This window comes from Metaclostridioides mangenotii (assembly GCF_017873185.1).
GTDB lineage: Bacteria > Bacillota > Clostridia > Peptostreptococcales > Peptostreptococcaceae > Metaclostridioides > Metaclostridioides mangenotii.
In genome coordinates this window covers 1,228,303-1,248,548 of the sequence record NZ_JAGGJX010000001.1, presented here as the reverse complement: position 1 = coordinate 1,248,548, position 20,246 = coordinate 1,228,303, and the positions used below count along the sequence as shown (strand labels likewise).

General features: G+C 32.1%; 18 protein-coding genes. 14 read left to right on the top strand and 4 right to left on the bottom strand.

The window, feature by feature from the left end; translation table 11 throughout:
* Nucleotides 1–6: 6 nt before the first annotated feature.
* The 9 genes from J2Z43_RS06070 (at nucleotide 7) to J2Z43_RS06030 (ending at nucleotide 8,979) form a co-directional block, all read left to right on the top strand.
* Nucleotides 7–1,233, top strand: a complete 1,227-nt coding sequence (locus J2Z43_RS06070) for a BaiN/RdsA family NAD(P)/FAD-dependent oxidoreductase (protein ID WP_209456295.1) — start codon at nucleotides 7–9, stop codon at nucleotides 1,231–1,233.
* A 152-nt stretch (nucleotides 1,234–1,385) separates the two neighbouring features.
* The gene (locus tag J2Z43_RS06065) at nucleotides 1,386–1,610 is read left to right on the top strand and encodes an alpha/beta-type small acid-soluble spore protein (protein ID WP_209456294.1); all 225 of its coding nucleotides are present in this window, start codon (nucleotides 1,386–1,388) and stop codon (nucleotides 1,608–1,610) included.
* A gap of 160 nt (nucleotides 1,611–1,770) precedes the next feature.
* Complete coding sequence (locus J2Z43_RS06060; protein WP_185748224.1) at nucleotides 1,771–1,938, top strand: hypothetical protein; 168 nt, start codon at nucleotides 1,771–1,773, stop codon at nucleotides 1,936–1,938.
* A gap of 350 nt (nucleotides 1,939–2,288) precedes the next feature.
* Nucleotides 2,289–3,425: a uroporphyrinogen decarboxylase family protein gene (locus J2Z43_RS06055; RefSeq protein ID WP_209456293.1), complete on the top strand. Its 1,137-nt coding sequence runs from the start codon at nucleotides 2,289–2,291 to the stop codon at nucleotides 3,423–3,425.
* Between the two features lie 171 nt (nucleotides 3,426–3,596).
* Nucleotides 3,597–4,769 carry a uroporphyrinogen decarboxylase family protein gene (locus tag J2Z43_RS06050; RefSeq protein WP_209456292.1) on the top strand — a complete coding sequence of 391 codons (1,173 nt, stop codon included), beginning with the start codon at nucleotides 3,597–3,599 and terminating at the stop codon, nucleotides 4,767–4,769.
* 24 nt (nucleotides 4,770–4,793) lie between these two features.
* A complete protein-coding gene (locus J2Z43_RS06045; RefSeq protein WP_209456291.1) occupies nucleotides 4,794–5,723 on the top strand; it encodes a CobW family GTP-binding protein in 930 nt (309 codons plus the stop codon).
* The gene (locus J2Z43_RS06040; RefSeq protein WP_027701439.1) at nucleotides 5,716–6,363 is read left to right on the top strand and encodes a corrinoid protein; all 648 of its coding nucleotides are present in this window, start codon (nucleotides 5,716–5,718) and stop codon (nucleotides 6,361–6,363) included. The genes J2Z43_RS06045 and J2Z43_RS06040 overlap by 8 nt, the downstream gene beginning before the upstream one ends.
* Before the next feature lie 14 nt (nucleotides 6,364–6,377).
* Complete coding sequence (locus J2Z43_RS06035; protein ID WP_209456290.1) at nucleotides 6,378–8,105, top strand: ASKHA domain-containing protein; 1,728 nt, start codon at nucleotides 6,378–6,380, stop codon at nucleotides 8,103–8,105.
* 13 nt (nucleotides 8,106–8,118) lie between these two features.
* Nucleotides 8,119–8,979 (top strand): uroporphyrinogen decarboxylase family protein, encoded by an 861-nt coding sequence (locus J2Z43_RS06030; protein ID WP_209456289.1) that lies wholly within the window; start codon nucleotides 8,119–8,121, stop codon nucleotides 8,977–8,979.
* A 232-nt stretch (nucleotides 8,980–9,211) separates the two neighbouring features.
* Here the strand turns inward: J2Z43_RS06030 and J2Z43_RS06025 are convergent, their stop codons facing one another.
* The gene (locus tag J2Z43_RS06025) at nucleotides 9,212–9,679 is read right to left on the bottom strand and encodes a hypothetical protein (protein WP_209456288.1); all 468 of its coding nucleotides are present in this window, start codon (nucleotides 9,677–9,679) and stop codon (nucleotides 9,212–9,214) included.
* A gap of 161 nt (nucleotides 9,680–9,840) precedes the next feature.
* On the opposite strand from J2Z43_RS06025, the gene J2Z43_RS06020 reads away from it, so the two are divergent.
* The 5 genes from J2Z43_RS06020 (at nucleotide 9,841) to proC (ending at nucleotide 17,967) form a co-directional block, all read left to right on the top strand.
* Nucleotides 9,841–10,302, top strand: coding sequence for a hypothetical protein (locus J2Z43_RS06020; RefSeq protein ID WP_209456287.1), 462 nt, complete (start codon nucleotides 9,841–9,843; stop codon nucleotides 10,300–10,302).
* A gap of 42 nt (nucleotides 10,303–10,344) precedes the next feature.
* A complete protein-coding gene (locus J2Z43_RS06015; RefSeq protein WP_209456286.1) occupies nucleotides 10,345–12,099 on the top strand; it encodes a GAF domain-containing SpoIIE family protein phosphatase in 1,755 nt (584 codons plus the stop codon).
* 420 nt (nucleotides 12,100–12,519) lie between these two features.
* Entirely contained in the window at nucleotides 12,520–13,089 is a 570-nt protein-coding gene (pduL, locus tag J2Z43_RS06010) for a phosphate propanoyltransferase (RefSeq protein WP_209456285.1), read from the top strand.
* Between the two features lie 308 nt (nucleotides 13,090–13,397).
* Nucleotides 13,398–16,949, top strand: a complete 3,552-nt coding sequence (gene nifJ / locus J2Z43_RS06005) for a pyruvate:ferredoxin (flavodoxin) oxidoreductase (RefSeq protein ID WP_209456284.1) — start codon at nucleotides 13,398–13,400, stop codon at nucleotides 16,947–16,949.
* Nucleotides 16,950–17,181: 232 nt separating this feature from the next.
* Nucleotides 17,182–17,967, top strand: coding sequence for a pyrroline-5-carboxylate reductase (proC, locus tag J2Z43_RS06000; RefSeq protein ID WP_209456283.1), 786 nt, complete (start codon nucleotides 17,182–17,184; stop codon nucleotides 17,965–17,967).
* Nucleotides 17,968–18,068: 101 nt separating this feature from the next.
* On the opposite strand, the gene J2Z43_RS05995 is transcribed toward proC, so the two are convergent.
* The 3 genes from J2Z43_RS05995 to J2Z43_RS05985 form a co-directional block, all read right to left on the bottom strand.
* Nucleotides 18,069–18,620 carry a GNAT family N-acetyltransferase gene (locus J2Z43_RS05995; protein ID WP_051599190.1) on the bottom strand — a complete coding sequence of 184 codons (552 nt, stop codon included), beginning with the start codon at nucleotides 18,618–18,620 and terminating at the stop codon, nucleotides 18,069–18,071.
* 59 nt (nucleotides 18,621–18,679) lie between these two features.
* The gene (locus tag J2Z43_RS05990; RefSeq protein ID WP_051599191.1) at nucleotides 18,680–19,129 is read right to left on the bottom strand and encodes a MarR family winged helix-turn-helix transcriptional regulator; all 450 of its coding nucleotides are present in this window, start codon (nucleotides 19,127–19,129) and stop codon (nucleotides 18,680–18,682) included.
* A 103-nt stretch (nucleotides 19,130–19,232) separates the two neighbouring features.
* The gene (locus tag J2Z43_RS05985) at nucleotides 19,233–20,108 is read right to left on the bottom strand and encodes an AraC family transcriptional regulator (RefSeq protein WP_209456282.1); all 876 of its coding nucleotides are present in this window, start codon (nucleotides 20,106–20,108) and stop codon (nucleotides 19,233–19,235) included.
* Nucleotides 20,109–20,246 lie beyond the last annotated feature (138 nt).

Sequence of the window (20,246 nt, the reverse complement as noted above, 5' to 3'; positions counted from 1 at the left end):
GATTATTTGAAGAGAATAATAGTGATTGGCGGCGGTCCAGCTGGAATACTAGCTGCTTGTACTGCCTCAGATAGAGGAGAAAAGGTAACATTAATAGAAAAAAATCACAAGCTTGGAAGAAAGCTTTTGATAACAGGAAAAGGGAGATGTAATATTACTAATGACTGTGATACGGAAGATTTTATAGAAAATGTTCCTACAAACGGTAAATTTTTGTACAGTGCATTTTATACATTTACAAATTACGATGTAGTCAAAATGTTTAACGATGATGGAGTAGCTACAAGAGTTGAAAGAGGAAAGAGAATATTTCCAGAGAGCGATAAAGCAGTAGATGTAGTAAAATGCCTTGAGAGAAAGTTGAAAAAAAGCAATGTAGAAGTGTTATTAAACACAAAGGTACTAAAGATTGTAGCAGAAGATAAAAAAATTAAAAAAGTAATGTTGGATAATAACAAAGAGATAGAATGTGATTCAGTTATTATTGCTACTGGTGGAGTAAGTTATCCACTTACAGGATCAACAGGTGATGGATATAAATTCGCAAAATCACAAGGACACACAGTTGTTGATACAAAGCCATCTCTTATTGGAATAGAGGTTCAAGAAAAGTTTGTGTCATCGCTTGAAAAGCTTTTGCTTAAAAATGTGAGTATAGATGTGTACAACAGTAAACATAAAAAAGTGTACACTGATTTTGGCGAGATGGAATTTACTAAATTTGGACTAGATGGAGCGATAATAAAATCAGCAAGCTCTAGAATGAAGGATACAACTAAAGAAAATTACACTATTACAGTAGATCTAAAGCCAGCTTTGGACGAAAGTAAATTGGACAGCAGGATTCAAAAAGATTTTAAAAAGTACAACAATAAAAAATTTGAAAATTCTTTAGATGATTTACTTCCTAAAAAGATGATTCCTATAATTATAGAGCTCAGCGAAATAGATCCGTATAAACCAGTGCACCAAATTTCTCGTGAAGAGAGAAAAAATTTAATCAATCTACTTAAAAATCTTAAATTTACTGTAAAAAGATACAGACCAATTGAAGAGGCGATTGTTACTTCTGGAGGAGTAAAAGTAAATGAGATAAACGCAAGTACGATGGAATCGAAGTTAGTAAAAGGATTGTACTTTGCTGGAGAAGTTATCGATGTAGATGGCTACACTGGGGGATTTAATTTGCAGATAGCTTTTTCAACTGGATACTTAGCCGGGTTAAACTGTTAGATAAAAAGATACTTGAAATAAAGGATTTGCTATAAAAATTAAAGCTTTTTATTATTTAATTTTTTTGTTAATAATTACCTGAATTAAAAATGATTATCTTCACATAATATAATCAGCAACACAAATAAATCAACAGAAGGAAGGTAATCATTATGGCAAGTAATAACAACAGTTCAAACAGAGTAGTAGTTCCAGGAGCTAAACAAGCTTTAAACCAAATGAAAATGGAGATAGCTAACGAGTTAGGAATGAACAACTACCAAGCTATGGACAAAGGAAATTTAACATCAAGAGATAACGGTTATGTAGGTGGTTACATGACAAAAAGACTAGTTGAAATGGCTGAGCAACAAATGGCTGGTAAACAACAACAATAGTCTATAACAATTTAAAGAGCTACAAGATGTAGCTAGAGCTATCTCAATTTTGGAGTTAATCTTCGAAATGGAGATAGCTCTTTTATTTTTAAAAAAATGTAATAAAAATTTTATTTGAGGATAGACTAATAACAAGAGAATTATCTAATAAGGAGTGAAAATGATGGTAAATTTTGAAGAAATAAAAACTCAATTTATAAATGCAGATTTAGATGAAAAAATAAGAATTTATACGACTACAGAAGGTTTAACAGTGGAACAGTTTAAAGAATTACTTAGATACTATCCAATACAATACTTATCCAAATTAGAAAAGGCACTTGGATAAAACAAAAAAGCCGATATGTAAATTTTAAAAAAATTTGCATATCGGTTTTTTTAATTATTTTTTATTTATCTAAATATTTTTTATAATTGAGATTTCATTTTTACATTTTCGATGATTCCAGTATGTGTTTGAAAGTTAAATAGTTTAGCGTATTATATGATAATTTATAAAATTAGGATAGATTATGTAAATATAAATATATTTATGTATAGATACAATCGATTGGATTACAAGTGATTGGCAGTGTAGACTAGTGATAAGAAGGTATTCACAATAGACTGTATACTAGTTTAGAAATATAAGGATGTTTAATTATAAAATCTTTATGACAAAATTTTGGAGGGAAGTAAATGAATTATGAAGAACTTTTAAAAGATATGGAAAATTATAAGGATACTATGACAGATGAAGAGCGCTTGACAGCTTATTTTAAAGGAGAAGAAGTCGACAGGATTCCATTTAACTTGATGGAACTTGAGAATTCAGCACCGCTTTACGGCTATACAGTGGGAGAGTTTAGAAGAGATATTAATGTTCAGTGTGAAGTTATGGGTAAACTGGGAGAGGAATTTGGGTACAAAACTATACCAGCCAATCTTGGGTTAAAAGCTATTGGAGAAGCTGCTGGTTCTATTTTAGAATACCCTGAAGAAGGTATTGATTTTATAAAAGAGTACATATTAGATAATTATGAGAAACTAGATTCTATGAAAATCGTAGATCCATATAAAGACGGAAGTTTGCCGGCTACATTAAAAAGAGTTAAGTGTATGAAAGAAAGATTTCCTCAAAATGAAGTGAGTATTGAAATAGCTGGGCCACTTACAACAGCAAGTGCGGTCAGAAAACCTGAACTTATACTTAGGGACATAATTAAAAATAAAGAGAGATTACACCAATTATTGAACTACAGTGTAAAATCTACACTTGCATGGGTAGATGCGGTCTGTAAGGAATTTGGACCTTCAGAAGTTACTATTTGTGATCCTGTTGCTTCGATGAGTTTGATTAATATAAAGCAGTTTGATGAATTCTCAAAGCCGTACCTGAAAAATTTAATAGATGGAATCGTAGAAATATCTGGTATACCTCCAGTTGTTCATATCTGTGGTAAATCAAAAGCTATATGGAAACCAATTGTAGATTTGGGAGTTTCAACTTGGAGTATAGACAACTGTGAAGATATAGAAGAAGCTAAAGATTTAATTGGAGATTATGTAACGATAGCAGGAAACATACCACCAGTGGAAATTATGAAGTATGGAAATATTGATGATGTAGTAGAATCTGTTAAGGAGTGTATTAAAAATGGAAGCGATAGCCCAAAAGGATATATACTTTGGTCGGGGTGTGAAATTCCAATGGGAACTCCAAAAGAAAACCTATACGCGTATATTTATGCAGCGAAAAAATACGGCAGAGGTGCTCAAATAGGTAAGATTTGCAAAGGCGTTTTGGAAGAAGTAGATAATGTAAGCACAATATAAACAAGCTGTGTGATAGCAGTGTATATATAAATAGATAATTTAAATATAACGATTGGAACATATAGATACAACCGATTTGATTAGCGTTAATTGTAAGTGTAGACTAATAATAGACAATGATAAAATAGCTAAACTGTACTGTTTAAAGATAAATCCTAAAGGGGGAATTTTATGAATTACGAAGAGCTTTTACGTGATATAGATAATTATAAAGATACTATGACAGATAGTGAACGTATGGCAGCCTATTTTAAAGGCGAGTTAGTCGATAGGATACCATATAAATTGATTGGTCCAGACGTTTCTGCTCCACTTTACGGCTATTCAATAGGAGAGTTTAGAAGGTCTTTAGATGTACAGTGTGAAGTAATGGATAAGTTAGAAAGTGAGTTTGGATTTGGTGGTATAGATGTAAGTTTAGGATTAAAAGCAATTGGAGAAGCAGTCGGATCTACTTTAGAGTATCCAGAAGACGGTATGGATTTTTTATCAGAATACGCATTAGATGATTACGCAAAATTAGATTCTATGGAGATTGCAAATCCATATAAAGATGGAAGACTTCCTGCTATGCTTGAAAAAATAAAATATATGAAAAAACGTTATCCGCAAAAAAGTATAAGTACAGGTGTAGCTGGACCAGTTACTACAGCAGCTGCAATTAGAAAACCAGAAAACGTGCTTAGAGATGTTATTAAAAATAAAGAAAGACTACATCAACTGATCGACTTTGGAGTTAAATCTTCATTGGCATGGGTAGAAGCCGTATGCAAAGAAGTAGGCCCAGTGGCTGTTTCTATTTCAGATCCAGTAGGTTCGCTTAGTCTTATAAACGTAAAGCAGTTTGAGGAATTTTCAAAGCCACATTTAAAAGAGTTAGTAGATGGGATAATAAAAATAACAGGTAAACCCCCTACAATACATATATGCGGAAAGACAAAGGGAATATGGAAACATGTAGCTGAGATTGGAGTATCAATGTGGAGTATAGACAATATTGAGGATATAGAAGAAGCTAAAGCAGAAATCGGAGATATGGTTGCTATATCTGGAAATGTACCTCCAGTGGAAGTTATGAAGTATGGAACTATAGATGATGTTATAAATTCAGTAAAAGAGTGTCTTATAAAAGGAAGCGACAGTCCTAAAGGATATGTGCTTTACTCAGGATGTCAAGTACCTCTTGGGACTCCAAGAGAAAATATACTTGCATTTATATACGCTGGTAAGAAATACGGAAGAGGAGCTCAGATTGGCAAGCTGTGTCAAGGTCTTGATGGAGAGAAGCTTTCTGAAACAAGTATTTCTGAAGTAAGTCTTTCTGAAGTAAGCCTTTCAGAATAAATAAGAACTTTGGAGATGTATTAAATGACTAAGATACATGTGATTTCGGGATTTTTAGGGTCAGGGAAGACCACATTAATAAAGAAGTTAATTGAGAAACTAGATGGAAAAAAAGTAATAATAGAAAATGAATTTGGAGAAGTCGGAATAGATGGAGAGATTATAGGTAGAGAAAGCTACGATGTCGTTGAGTTAGCTCAAGGATGTATATGCTGTTCTATGAAAACCGATTTTGAAGAGGCTATACTATCTATATTAAAGGATTTAGATCCAGATCATATAATTATAGAGCCTACAGGAATTGGTATGTTGAGCCATGTATTAAGTATACTTAAATATAAAGAAATTAGGGACAAGTGTATGGTCATGTCTCCTATAACTTTGGTAGATACACTGGATTATTTTGAACAACTAGATAATTTTGGCGGATTCTTTACTGATCAAATTGGTAATGCAGGTACAATAGTTTTCAGTAAGGTACAGTTAATAGAAGATGGTAATATAGATAAGATCGTAGATTCAGTTAGAGAGTTGAATAAAAATGCTGAAATTATCTCATGTGACTGGGATAACTTTGATGAAGTAAATTACAACTCTCTTACAAATGTACAGTATGATTTAGACGAAATGTACACAAGTTTTATAGAAAATTCAAATGAAATAAGCGAAGGAATATACAGTATAAGTGTAAAAGAGCCGAAGAGATTCAGTAAAAGTGAATTAGAACAAATGTTGGCAAATATATCAAATGATGAATATGGAATTGTAATAAGGGCTAAAGGATTTATCACTGGTAATGATGGAGACTTTGAATTTAGCTATGTTAATGGGAGATACACTATTACAAAAAACATTCTCAGCAATTCTGAGAGAATCTGTGTAATAGGTAAAAATCTCGACGAAAATAATATATTTAAATTACTATTAAATCAAGGGAGAGAAAATTATGGGTAGCAAAAAATTATTCCAAGAAATAAGTGAAGCATTGATTGATATGGATGATGATATAGTAGAGGATCTTTGTAATGAATCATTAAAACTATCTATACCAGCAGAAGAAACTATTACAGAAGGATTATTAGTTGGAATGAATAGAGTTGGAGAACTTTATGAAGAAGAGGAATACTTCCTACCTGAGGTAATGATATGTTCAGATACACTAAATATAGGTTTAGACATACTGAAGCCTCATATTAAGACAGATCACACTGATGAACCTATAAAAATAGTTATGGGAGTTGTCGAAGGAGATACTCACGATATAGGTAAAAACTTAGTAAAAATAATGAGTGAAGCATCTAATATAGAAACTTACGATTTAGGAAAAGACGTTCCATTAGATAAATTTATAGAGACGGCTGAAGAAGTAAATGCAGACTTTATATGTATGTCTACGCTTATGACTACTACAATGTCAGGAATGGAAAGAGTTATAAAAATGCTTGAAGAAAGAAATCTTAGAGATAAATACAAAGTTATGATAGGCGGAGGTCCAATATCTCAAAAATTTGCGGACTCAATAGGTGCCGATGCGTATACAGAAGATGCTAATGAAGCTGTTAAGAAAATAAAAGAGCTAGTAGTTGCAGTATAAAAAAGGAGTAAGAGATGCCTAAAATAGACTTTTTAAATGAATCAAGATGTATTGATGTAGAAGAAGGTTCTCTTTTACTAGATGCAATAAGAAGCGCCGGATTAGATATAGAGACTCCATGTAATGGAAGTGGAACTTGTGGTAAATGTAAGGTAATTGCCACAGGAGAATTATCAGATCCAAACGATAGTGAAAAGAAAATAATAGATTTAGCTAAAGATGAGAGATTGTCATGTATGGCGCTTGTGTATGGCGATGTTGAAGTAGAAGTAATTAAAACTGACAAAAATCTTAAAACTATCAATAGAGGAAAGAGTATTGAGTTACCTGTAGATAGTTCTGTAAAAGTAGTTAAATTACCGAATATTGATAGAACCAACAAAAGTCCATATATGGACATATTAAACTACGATGTAAATTCTTTGAAATTGTACAACGAGATTTCAAAGATAGATTTTAATTTTGTAGATGATATTTGGGGGATATTATTTGAAGAAGAGTTACTAAATATATATAAAGATAAAAAACGCATACTGGGAGTTTCAATTGATATTGGTACGACTGGAATATCGTATTACTTGGTAGATATAGAAAGTGGAGATATTATCGATAAATTTTCATCTCTAAACCCACAAACAAAATACGGAAGTGATGTTTTAACTAGGATTACATTCTGTATGGAAAATTCAAATGGCGCTGAGCTGCTGCAAGAGTTAATAGTAGAGGAAATAAATCTCTCAATAAAGACTTTATCTAGTAGATGCAATTTAGCTTTAGATGATATTTACCATATAACTGTAGCGGCAAATACAACAATGATGCACCTGTTATTGGGAATAAGTCCAAAATCATTGGCTAAATCACCGTATAGACCGATTTTTCTAGATACTAAAGACACTAAAGCTATAAACCTAGGTATAAAGGTAAATGATGAAGCTATACTCAGTATTGTTCCCGCTGCATCTGCATATATTGGAGGGGATATACTAGCTGGAATTATAGCTTTAGATCTTCCTAAGTACGATGGAGCTGTGTTTATAGACATCGGAACCAATGGAGAGCTTGCGGCGCTAAAGGATGGAAAGATAATATGCACTTCTACAGCAGCAGGACCAGCTTTAGAGGGTATGAATATTGAATGTGGATGTAGGGCTGAAAAAGGAGCTATAGAGTCTTTTAGCATAGATGAGGACTATAATATGATCTATGAGACTATAGGTGGCAATAAAGCAAAAGGTATTTGCGGAAGTGGGCTTATAGATATAGCTGCGTCCCTAGTAAATAGAAATATTTTAACCAAGTCTGGAAGATGGAATAAGAACTTAGATGAAAGAATATCAGATAGATTAAGAGATAAGAAATTTTATATAACTAATGATGTTTACATATCTCAAAAAGATATAAGGCAAATTCAGTTGGCAAAAGGTGCTATATCCACAGGTGTCGTTATGATGCTTAAAGAAATCGATCTTAAATTAGAAGATGTATCTAAAGTATTTATTGCAGGTGCATTTGGATTTCATATAAATCCAGACAGTATTAGATCAATAGGATTAATTCCCAAGGAAGTAAAAACGGATATAGAATTTTTAGGAAATACTTCTCTTGAAGGGGCTAGATTAGCTCTTATAAATAGAGAATGTTTAAAGGGTTTACATAATCTAAATGGCGATATAGAGGTATTGGAATTATCTCTTAAACCAGAATTTCAAGAAGAATTTATAGGACAGTTAAATTTTTAGAAAAGGTGATAGTATGTCTATTAAAAATATTTTTAAATGTATTGGCAGCGATAATACAACTGTTTCCGATGAGATACTCGATAAGTTGGGAGTAAGTTTTGAAGTTGCTAATAAAGATTCAAAGAAAATGGCAGAATTGTCTAGAGAATTAAAGCGTGATATGGGGATTGTGTACTGCATAGTTCCATTTTGCCACACTGCTGAAGCCGATGCTTTTGGAAGTACTGTTGTATTTGATTCAAAGGCAGGGAATAGAATAAACCAGTCATTTGTTAAGGATGTTGAGTCATTGGAAAGCATAGACCCGATAGATTTCAGTACTGGTAGAATACACGAGATATTAGAATCTATAAAAGAGCTAAAGGATGCTGGCGAAAAAGTATGTTTAAATGTTACAGGTCCAATAACAATAGCGACAGCAATAGTAGATAATAGACTTTTTTATAAATTAGTTAGAAAAGACAGGGAAGTTGTAGATAAACTTCTCGGTAAGATTGAGGAAAGCTTAGTTGAATACATTACTAAAGGTGTAAATGCTGGTGTCGATATTATCTCATTTGCAGATCCTGCTGGAACTCTTGATATTGTAGGCCCTAAAGTATATGAAGACCTTTCAGGTAAGTCTACTTTAAGGGTATTTAAAAGAGTAGAAGGTGTACTTGGGGATTCGGTAGTCCATATATGTGGTAAAACTTCTACATCTCTTGAAGAGTCTGGCTTAATAAATAGCAGAAAAGTAAGTTCTCATGGAAATAGTTATGGGGAGGTTATTGAAAACTATAAAAGCGAAGATGGAGATGTAAAGTTTATAGGTCATTGGTGTATTAAAAGAGAAAAAAATGATAAGAGTTTAGTATGTTGTGACTTATTGTAAAATTAAAAGATGATAAGAAGTTAATCTGTTGCGCTATTGTAAAATTTAATAATAAAAAATTATAGATTATTGAAAAGATGCCTAGAAATGGGCATTTTTTGCTTAAACAGGTTGCTCTTTTTTATAATAAGAAAAAACAAAAAAAGCAAAATGACACATTATAATGTCATTACTGCTTTTTAATAATATTTACTGATCAGAAGATTTCTGAACATGAATATTTTATCTATGCTTACTTCAGCTTGTAGACGTAATTGTAGAATCTTTCATCGCCGAGATCAATAGACCCCGTCATTATAAATTTAGATAATGAATCTATATCATCAGCTGTTAAATACGTATCTGGAATGTTAAGCTTATACCCGCTAGAAGCAAGCAAATGCTTAAATTCAATTCTTTTTTTTATTTCATCAGATTCTTCTGTTTTGCCGTTGAGACATTTTTTATGGTCGGTTAAACTCTTGTTTTGATTGTCGATAAGTATGTTGATATAGTCAACATATGAATGTTTGAAGTTTTGATTTGACAGAAGACTTTCGTTGACGACATTAGTTATTGATCCATCTTCAAGTATATTATCAATAAATTTTTCCGCAGTCAGCTTACCTGAACTAACACCTTTTTGATACTTTCTAAGTACTTTTTTTGTTTCGCAGTAGATCTTATTTCTAGTTTCTAGATCAAAGTCCTTAATTTGCATTAAAACACTTCCTTCTAATTATTTTACATAATTGTATTATTTATCGATATTTTGCCAATAATTGAGAGAATAGATTTATTGTCTAACTCTATTATAACCAATATTGAGTGCAATATGATGGAAAACAAGAAAAGAAATTGTAAAACTTTAGAGGTGATTGTATGATAAATGGATTAATTAAGCTTTTTTACTCAGAAATTGTAAAAACTAAGATGAAAAGTATGAATTCAAATGGCTATGATGTAAGGGATGAATATAAAGGAATAAGGGATATTACTTTAAAGATAGATAGTGTATTCTTTAAAATGCTAAAATTAGCCTTGGGTTGTATAGTGATTTTACTAGCGTACAGCATAAATAAAATCTTATCTGTAGGGGTAGTGCTGGTAGGCATTATTTACATTATTTACAAAATAAAATTAGAAGAAGAAATAAAAGAGTACATTGCAAATATTAAAACGAATATTGAAGTTTCAAAAATAGCGAATATAAAAGAAAAAGGCAGGGTTGGAATAAATGCGCTGATCACTCTGCTAGTTATAGGATTTCTTACAGGGTTCAATATATTTATAGTTTGTAGTTTCGCAATAGTTTTTATGTTTACTCTTAAAAATATATGTTAGAATACTTGTATGTAGTTTAAAAGTTTTAATGGGGGAATTTAGATGAGCAATGAAAGTTATAAAATGAAAAATTTAGTTGAAATAACAGCTATTGTAACAGAATCAACAGACTTTTATAGTATAAAAGATAAAATAGTAGCAAAAATGCTTGAAGTTGTGCATCCGGCGAAAGCTTGTGTTAATTTATTCTACGAAAATGATTATAATAATGCTTATTTGGTGTGCTCTAGCACACTTGAACATGTGCCTGGCATATTCCCAGCTAGTGATAGAAAGGGCGCTAAAATAGATTTTGATACGTATTCACAGTATATTCACGATGCTGTTGAACAAAAGAAGGTTATATATGTAGAAAATGTATTTGAAGATGATAGAGCTATTAATGAAAGGGATCTGGCTAAAGACGAGGGTTATCTAGGGAGAATAGTATTTCCTCTTATGGTAGATGGAAAAGTTGTAGGGTTTATGACTTGCTTCTTAACAAAAGATGATTATGTAACAGAAGAAGATATAAACTTTATAGCATCAATTGCATCTCTTCTTAGTTTATCTATTGAGATAACAAATAAAAACAACAGTGTACAAAGTTTGATCGATAAGTTTAGAGTGGCTATCAGTTATATTAATGATGCGACTAAAAAGCTATACCAAAACAAAAGTATAACTGAGTTTTTAGAGAATCTAAGTAAACAAGCTTGTAATATCACTAATAGTAGAGAGTCTCTTATAATACTCGATGAGCACGACAACTTTCAAAAGATGATGAGCTGTTACAACAAGGATGAGAACAAAACAAATCTCTATCCAATAAAAAACAAAATTTTATCGAATGAATCTCTAGGTGGATTTGTCAATGATATTAAAAGTGAGAATGCTATAAAAGTTGATAGTTATATATACTATAAATTGCAAGATAAGGACAAGATAATCGGCTGTATAGTGTGTGCTAACAGTAAAAATTATACCAATGACGACCTAAATATACTTAGAATATTAGCGAGTCAGGTATCGGTTGCAATGCAGCTTTACGAGTACAATGATCAAGAGGTAAAACACAAGGTTCTTGAAAAAGAATTAAATATTTTGAACAAGCAGCAACAACTTATTATGGACAAAGGTAAGATGGAGTTTAACTCAGAGAAGGAATTGTATTTTTATCACAGACCTGCGAAAGTTGTAGGAGGCGATTTCTACTACGCAATGGATTTAGATGAAAAGCATGTTGTATTTATTGTGGCGGATGTTATGGGGCACGGTATTGTTTCGAACTACGTTGTAGCTATGATAAAAGGAGCGTTTAAAGTTCTTTGTCACCAGTACGAATCTACTAGCGAAATACTTACAAACCTAAATAAAATACTATACGATGAGTTTGATAAAATGGGTGTATTTACTACATGTTTAGTGGGAATAATAAATACTGAACACAATATAATAACAGTGTCAAATGCAGGCCATTACTCTCCTATAATCGTTACAAAAAAAGGCGATATAGTAAAAAACAACAACTGCAATAAAGGTATTCCTATAGGAGTAATGCAAGATGCTTCGTATGATGAAAATTCATTTAGTATTGTTAACTACTCAATGCTTTGCATGTATACTGATGGAGTGTTAGAAATTAAAAATGACTCAAAAGAAGAGTACGGAATAGCAAGATTAGAAGAGTTTTTAAAGAATAACTACACGCTTAATCAAGAAGTAATTGTTGAAAATTTAAAATCAGACTTACAAGAATTTTCGTCTAAAGATTATTTTGAAGATGATATATTGGTTGTTATGTTAAAAGATATTTAATTAAATTGACATTAACTATTATATTTATATTGATACATTGAATTTACATCTATTTGAATTGACTTTTTTTAATAGATGTAAATTTTTGTGCCAATTTAACAAAAAATTAACAAATACTGGGGAAAACGATTATAGCTTTATTCTATAAAAAGACTGGTCATTATTGATTGTTAATTCATATTATTAAAAGAAATTTGTTAGTTATTGTAGAGATATTGTAGAGATAAGTATATTCCAATGCTTTGGTATATACGAATTTTCAGAAGTTTATAGAAAAATTAGAAAATTGAGAGATTTACTTGTCAAAAAATACATTAAGTCGTATAATAAAATTGATTTTATATAAATCTTTATGTATAATCGAAGTGTAAGTAGGTTAAAAGTAAGTTAAAAGAAATTTAGTAATATAGGAGGTATTATATGAATTTACCAATAGCTTTGTCTAATAAACATATTCATTTAAGTCAAAATGACATAGATGTATTATTTGGAAAAGGACACCAATTAACAGAATTTAAACCATTATCTCAACCAGGGCAATACGCATGTGAAGAGAAAGTGGATTTAGTAGGTCCAAAAGGAACTATAAAAGGAGTTAGAGTACTAGGTCCAGCAAGACCACAAACTCAACTAGAAGTTTCTTTAGCTGATGGATTCTCACTTGGAGTAAAAGCTCCAATTAAAGAATCAGGTGATTTAGCAGGATCTCCAGGTGTTAAATTAGTTGGACCAGCTGGTGAAGTTGATTTAGCTGAAGGAGTTATTGTTGCTGCTAGACATATACATATGAGTACTGCAGATGCAGAAAAATTTGGTGTTAAAGACAAGCAAATTGTTAAAATAAAAACTTCAGGGGCTAGAGCACTAGTATTTGAAAATGTTTTAGTTAGAGTTAGTGATAAGTTTAATTTAGAAATGCATGTTGACCTTGAAGAGGGAAATGCTGCCGCTGTTAGAAATGGGGATTTAGTTGAACTAATAGCTGAATAATTAAACTTTATTTACTATGGAAAAATTTAACTGAATAATTTTAAATTTATGATATAATGTATGAGATTAATAAATCGATTATTTATTTTGAATAATTTTAAAATTTAACACAACTATTTTAAAGTATTTATAAAAAATAATTGGATTTTATTTAATTTGTAGTATCATAAAGATAAGGTGATTATTTGCATATTTTTGTGCATTTATATATTTATTCTTAATATAATATTTTTAATTTTAGATGATTTTAGTAGATAGTTTTGATATAAGCGTAAGAAAAAAATGTATTACAAGGGAGGATGTATTTAATGGCTAAATTTATGAAAACAGTTGACGGTAATACAGCTGCAGCACATGTTGCGTATGCGTATACAGAAGTAGCGGCTATATACCCAATCACACCATCTTCAACTATGGCAGAATTAGTTGACGAGTGGGCATCACAAGGAAGAAAAAATGTATTTGGAGAAATTGTAGACGTTGTTGAAATGCAATCTGAAGGGGGAGCGGCTGGTGCATTCCACGGTTCTCTTCAAGGTGGAGCATTAACATCTACATTTACTGCATCTCAAGGTTTACTATTAATGTTACCAAACATGTACAAAGTAGCAGGAGAATTATTACCAGGAGTATTCCACGTAACAGCTCGTGCCCTTGCATCACAAGCTTTATCAATATTCGGAGATCACCAAGATGTTATGGCTGCTAGAGCAGCTGGCGTTGTTTTACTTGCTTCTGGATCAGTTCAAGAAGTTGCTGACATAGCTCCTGTTGCACATTTATCTGCAATAGAAGGTAGATTACCATTTATCCATTTCTTTGATGGATTTAGAACATCTCACGAAATACAAAAGGTTGAGCTACTAGACAATGAAGAATACGCTTCATTATTAGACTTCGACGCAGTACAAGCATTTAGAGATGGAGCATTATCTCCAAATCATCCTGTAACTCGCGGTACAGCTCAAAACCCTGATATATACTTCCAAACTAGAGAAGCTTCTAACAAATACTATGACAACATAGTTGGAATTGTTGAGAAGAACATGAAGAAAATGAGCGATTTAACTGGTAGAAAGCACTGTCTATTTGATTACTACGGAGCAGAAGATGCTAAACATGTAATCGTAGCAATGGGATCAGTTACTGAAGCTATAGAAGAAACTATAGATTTTGCAAATGCAAACGGAGAGAAATTCGGTTTAGTTAAAGTTCATTTATACAGACCATTCTCAATGAAACATTTCTTAGATGCTATGCCATCTACAGTAGAAAGAATCTGTGTACTTGATAGAACTAAAGAGCACGGAGCTAATGGCGAGCCATTATACTTAGATATTAAAAATGTATTCTACGGAAAAGAAAATGCTCCATTAGTAGTTGGTGGAAGATATGGATTAGGATCAAAAGATACTACTCCTTCAGATCTAAAAGCAGCATTTGATAACTTAGTATCAGCTGAGCCAAGAGACGGATTCACTATAGGTATAGTTGATGATGTAACTCATACTTCATTACCAGTAAAAGAAGAAGTTAAGATAGCTTCTAAAGGTACTGTAAGATGTAAGTTCTGGGGATTAGGATCAGACGGTACAGTTGGAGCTAATAAACAAGCTATCAAGATTATCGGAGACCATACTAACAAATATGCTCAAGCATACTTCGACTATGACTCTAAAAAATCTGGTGGTATAACAATGTCTCACTTAAGATTTGGAGACGAGCCAATAAGATCTACATACCTAATAGACGAAGCTGATTACATAGCTTGCCATAAGCAATCATATGTTAACCAATACGATTTATTAAAAGGTCTTAAAAAAGGTGGTACATTCGTACTAAACACTATATGGGATCAAGAAGGATTAGAAGAAAACCTTCCAGCTCATATGAAACAATATATAGCTAAGAATGATATCAACTTCTATACAGTTAACGCTGTTAAATTAGGACAAGAAATCGGACTTGGAAACAGAATAAACATGATAATGCAATCTGCATTCTTCAAACTAGCTGAAATAATACCAGTTGAAGATGCTGTTAAATACTTGAAAGAGTCTATAGAGAAGACTTACGGTAAAAAAGGTGAGAAGATACTTAACATGAACTACAAAGCAGTTGATGCTGGTATAAACTCACTAGTTAAAGTTGAAATTCCAGCTGCATGGACAAATGCAGTAGATGCTCCAAAAGAAGAAACTAACGAACCAGAATTTATCAAAAATATATTAAGACCAATGACTGCACAAAAAGGTTATGATCTACCAGTAAGTGCATTCAACGGTTACGAAGACGGTACATTCCCTAATGGTACTGCAGCTTATGAAAAACGTGGAATAGCTGTTAATGTTCCAGAGTGGCAAATAGAAAACTGTATCCAATGTAACCAATGTTCTTTCGTATGTCCTCATGCTACAATAAGACCATACTTATTAACAGAAGAGGAAGTTTCTAATGCTCCTGAAGGATTAGATGCTAAGAAGGCAATTGGTAAAGGATTTGAAGGATTACAATACAAAATACAAGTAAATACTATGGACTGTACTGGTTGTGGAAACTGTGCTGACGTTTGTCCAGCTAAAGAAAAAGCTTTAATTATGAAGCCAATCGAAACACAACTTGATGTACAAGTACCTAATTGGAATTATATAAGCGATCCTAATAAAGTTGCTCCAAAAGGTGATTTAATGGCTCCAACATCAGTTAAAGGTAGTCAATTCAGACAACCATTACTTGAGTACTCAGGAGCTTGTGCTGGATGTGGTGAAACTGCATATGTTAAGTTGATCACTCAATTATTCGGAGATAGAATGATGATAGCTAATGCTACTGGATGTTCATCAATTTGGGGAGGATCAGCACCATCAACTCCTTACACTACAAACCATGAAGGTAAAGGTCCATCTTGGGCAAACTCATTATTTGAGGACAATGCTGAGTATGGATTCGGAATGTACACAGCTGTTAAGCACTTAAGAAACAAAATAGCTGGAGACATGAAGAAATTATTAGAAATGGAAATATGTGATGAGTCTAGAGCTGCTTACACTGAGTGGTTAGAGGCATTCAACGATGGAGATGCTTCTAAAGTTGCAAGTGCTAAAGTTATAAGCTTCTTAGATAACTTCGATTACAGTAAATTTGATTCAGAAATGGAAGCAATCAAATTAATTAAAGATATAGATAACAACAGAGATTACCTAGTTAAGAGATCTCAATGGATCTTCGGTGGAGACGGTTGGGCATATGATATCGGTTACGGTGGATTAGACCATGTTCTTGCATCAGGAGAAAATGTAAACGTACTTGTTATGGATACAGAGGTTTACTCAAATACAGGTGGTCAAGCTTCTAAAGCTACTCCAGCTGCTGCTATGGCTAAATTCGCAGCCTCTGGTAAAAAGTCTAAGAAGAAAGACCTTGGTATGATGGCTATGACTTACGGTAACGTATATGTAGCTCAAGTTGCTATTGGAGCAGACAAAAACCAATTTGTTAAAGCACTTATAGAAGCTGAGAAACATGAAGGACCATCTATCATAATAGCTTACGCTCCATGTATAAACCATGGTATAAAAGAAGGTATGGGAAGAACTGTAGCAAATGAAGAGCAAGCTGTTAAAGCTGGTTACTGGCATTTATACAGATACAACCCAGAGCAAAAAGTAGATGGTAAGAGCGGATTTACACTAGATTCTAAAGCTCCATCTGCAAGCTTCAGAGATTTCATACTTGGGCAAGTAAGATACGCAGCAATAGCTCAACAATTCCCAGAGCAAGCTGAAGGTCTGTTCACTATGGCTGAAGATGATGCTAAAGACAGATACGAAGGATACAGAATCCTAGCAGAAAGAAACTAATATAAAATAATATTTTATAATATAAAAGGCGACTTCAATAAATGAAGTCGCCTTTCTTTTATATGTCTCTCAAATAACTCAAGTGCCTTAAATGTTTTAAGTATCCCAAGTATTTCTAGTTTTTTTATTACTTTAATTGATTTAAGTGATTTAATTGTTTTGTGTTTACTTACAATAGTTTAGGTAATAAAGTATAATGTATTTAAGATAAATTACAATTGCAAAGAAGGGAATGAAGAATATGAAAATAGGATTTATTGGAGCAGGACATATGGGTGGAGCCATGATTGAAGGTTTAATTAAAAGTGAATACATACCTGCTGAGTCAGTAGTAGTAAAAGGCGGTAGAAGTAAAACTACATCAAATCTTCAAGAAAAATTACACTTTACATTAATTAATGATTATAAAAGCTTTTCAGATTGCGATATTGTAGTTATAGCTACTGGATCAAATATAGTATTAAAAGTGTTAGAGGAATTTAAGTCTGAGATAACATCAAATCCTATAATTGTATCTGTTGCAGCAGGTTGTTCAATGGATGAAATGAAGACATTATTAGGGGAGTCTTTCTCGATAGGACATGCTATTCCAAATACACCTGTAAGCGTTAATGCAGGTATGACTGGTATATCATTTAGTGAGAATTTCACAGAGGATGATAGAGACAAGGTAATGGGTATGTTTAAGGCATTAGGTGGTACTGTAGAGGTTGAAGAGAGGTTATTAGGTACATTTGGTACTGTAGCTGGATGTAGCCCTGCATTTGTCGATGTATTTATGGAAGCTCTTGCCGACGCGTCTGTTATGAATGGACTTCCAAGAGACTTATCTTACGAAGTAGTAGCTCAGATGATGCTTGGCTCTGCTAAGTTAGCTTTGGATTCTAAAAAGCATCCAGGTGAGTTAAAGGATGGTGTTTGCTCTCCAGGTGGAACAACTATTAAAGGTGTTGCTGCTCTAGAGAAAAATGGATTTAGATATGCGGTAATAGATGCTGTAAATGCAGCTAATAACTAATATAAAATGATACTTATGAAATGATATATAAAAAATTATATATTAAAAAGCTGATTTTTAGGATCAGCTTTTTTATTTATGTGAAGTGCTAGCGATTATATTCAAATTGTCTGATCTTCTTCAATAGGGTTTAACATATTTTTCATTTTTCTATCCATCAGATAGTAGAACATAACGTTTCTGTGATTGAATTTAAAGACTGCAAGCTCGATATCCTTTTCGTAAGGCTTCATATATAAGTCTTCGTTTTTATACATCTCTTTATCACTTCTTGGATAGTATCCAAGCTTCTCATAGAAACTCCATGCGTTATCCCTAGCATCTAATACGATCCTTTTAAATCTAAAAAACTTAGCTATTTTTTCTGCACTAGTCATTAATTTTTTTCCAATACCATGACCTTGTAGTTTTGAGGAAATAGCAACTTGTCTAATTTGTACAGCGTCCGAAGACAGTCTGTCGATAGATAAAGTACCTACGATCTCATTTTTATAATATGCTGCTAAAATAATGAATTTCTTCTCGTTTTTAGGCATACTTTCTATCAAAGGTAGGTTAGAAGGTTTATTGAGTATTTCATTTCTAAGTTCCAAAACCTGTTTATAAGATTTAGACCCCCATGTTACTGGTCTTATTTTAATTTTTCCTGCCATAGACATTCCTCCTTTTCTCTTAGGTACCTAACTAATGTGTAAACTAGTAAAAATACAGATTATCTATCTAGTTTTGAATCTATACTTTTATTTAATTCTTTAAGCTTTGAACATAAAGTAGACTGTTCTTTTTCAGTTAAAGAATCAAATATATCTTTAGTCATATCTCTGTACAATACTATGAATTTTTGAACTTCTCGCATCCCTTTTTCAGTTAAAAAAATATTTGTAACTCGTTTATCATCAGGATTTATTCTTCTTTCGATTAATTTTCTATTTTCGGCTTTCGTGACTAACTCACTTAGTGATCCTGGTCGAATTTCCAACATTTCTGAAAGTTCTTTTTGTGCGATTCCGTTGTTATTATGTAAACATTCTAATAGTCTTCCTTGGCTCATAGCAGTACGACCTATTTTATGTTTTTTTAATAATTCTATTTGTCTGAGTCTTGATAAAATCACAAAGTCCCTGAACTCATCAAATAAAATTTCTGATATTTCTTTGTGCATTTAAATTACCTCAATTTTTTATATAGTTAGGTGCCTTAGTAATATTTTATTATTTTCTTTTTAAGTTGTCAATATTTTTTTTTATAATTTAAATTAAATTTTTTTATTCATCAGTAGTACTTATATCGCCGAACAAATTGCTTTCTGTTTTATAGTTTTTTGGAGAAACTCCATAAGCTTTTTTAAAAGCTCTTACAAAGCTAGAATAGTCGTTAAATCCACATTTATTGCATACATCCATCATTAAATTTCCTTCTTTGATCAGGGACTTAGCCATTAAAAGTCTTTTTTGTACTATGTAATTGTGTATAGAAGTACCTGTTTGTGACTTAAATTTCCTCATAAGGTAGTATTTACTTATATAAAATTCTGTCGAAAGAGTATCTATAGAAAGATCCCCACCGATGTTCTGTTCAATGTAATAAAGTACATTTTCAACTGTGCTATCGTATTTGACATTTCTATCATCGCTTTCAGAGCTTAATAGAGATCTATTTAAAAATACCATCAACTGTAAAAACAATGAATTTCTAAGAACATCGCTTCCAAAGCCAGAGTCTTTTTCGGCAGCTTGAATTTGTTCAATATAACTTCTTAAAGTATCTATTTTGGGATCGCTAAGTGACAATATATAATGTTTATTGTCTTTAGAAATTTCAAAGCATTTGTTTAAGTTATTATTTCCTTTATTATATTTTTGAAAACAATCTGGGTTTATCCAAATTGCTATCCTGTTATAATTTACATTAGGGTTTATAACTGGTTTATGAATTTCGGTATTACTTATAAATAGTATATCTAATGGTTGTAGCTTGTACTGTTTACCTTCTATAAAATATGTAACATCGCCGTCTAAAAAAATGATTATCTTGTCAAAGTCATGATGATGGTATTCGAATTCTATGTCTTTTTTATCGTTTATACTAAATATTTTAAAATCCTCATTTAAATATCCTATTTTATTATGTTTATCTCCCATATTTACCCTCACAAAGTTTTTATATATATAATAGGGCATTTTTTACAATATTTCAAGCATTATTAGCAATTTACTTAGCAAATAGATAACAATATAATGGGGAAAGGAGGATTTTAAATAATAGTAATGTGGTGGAAC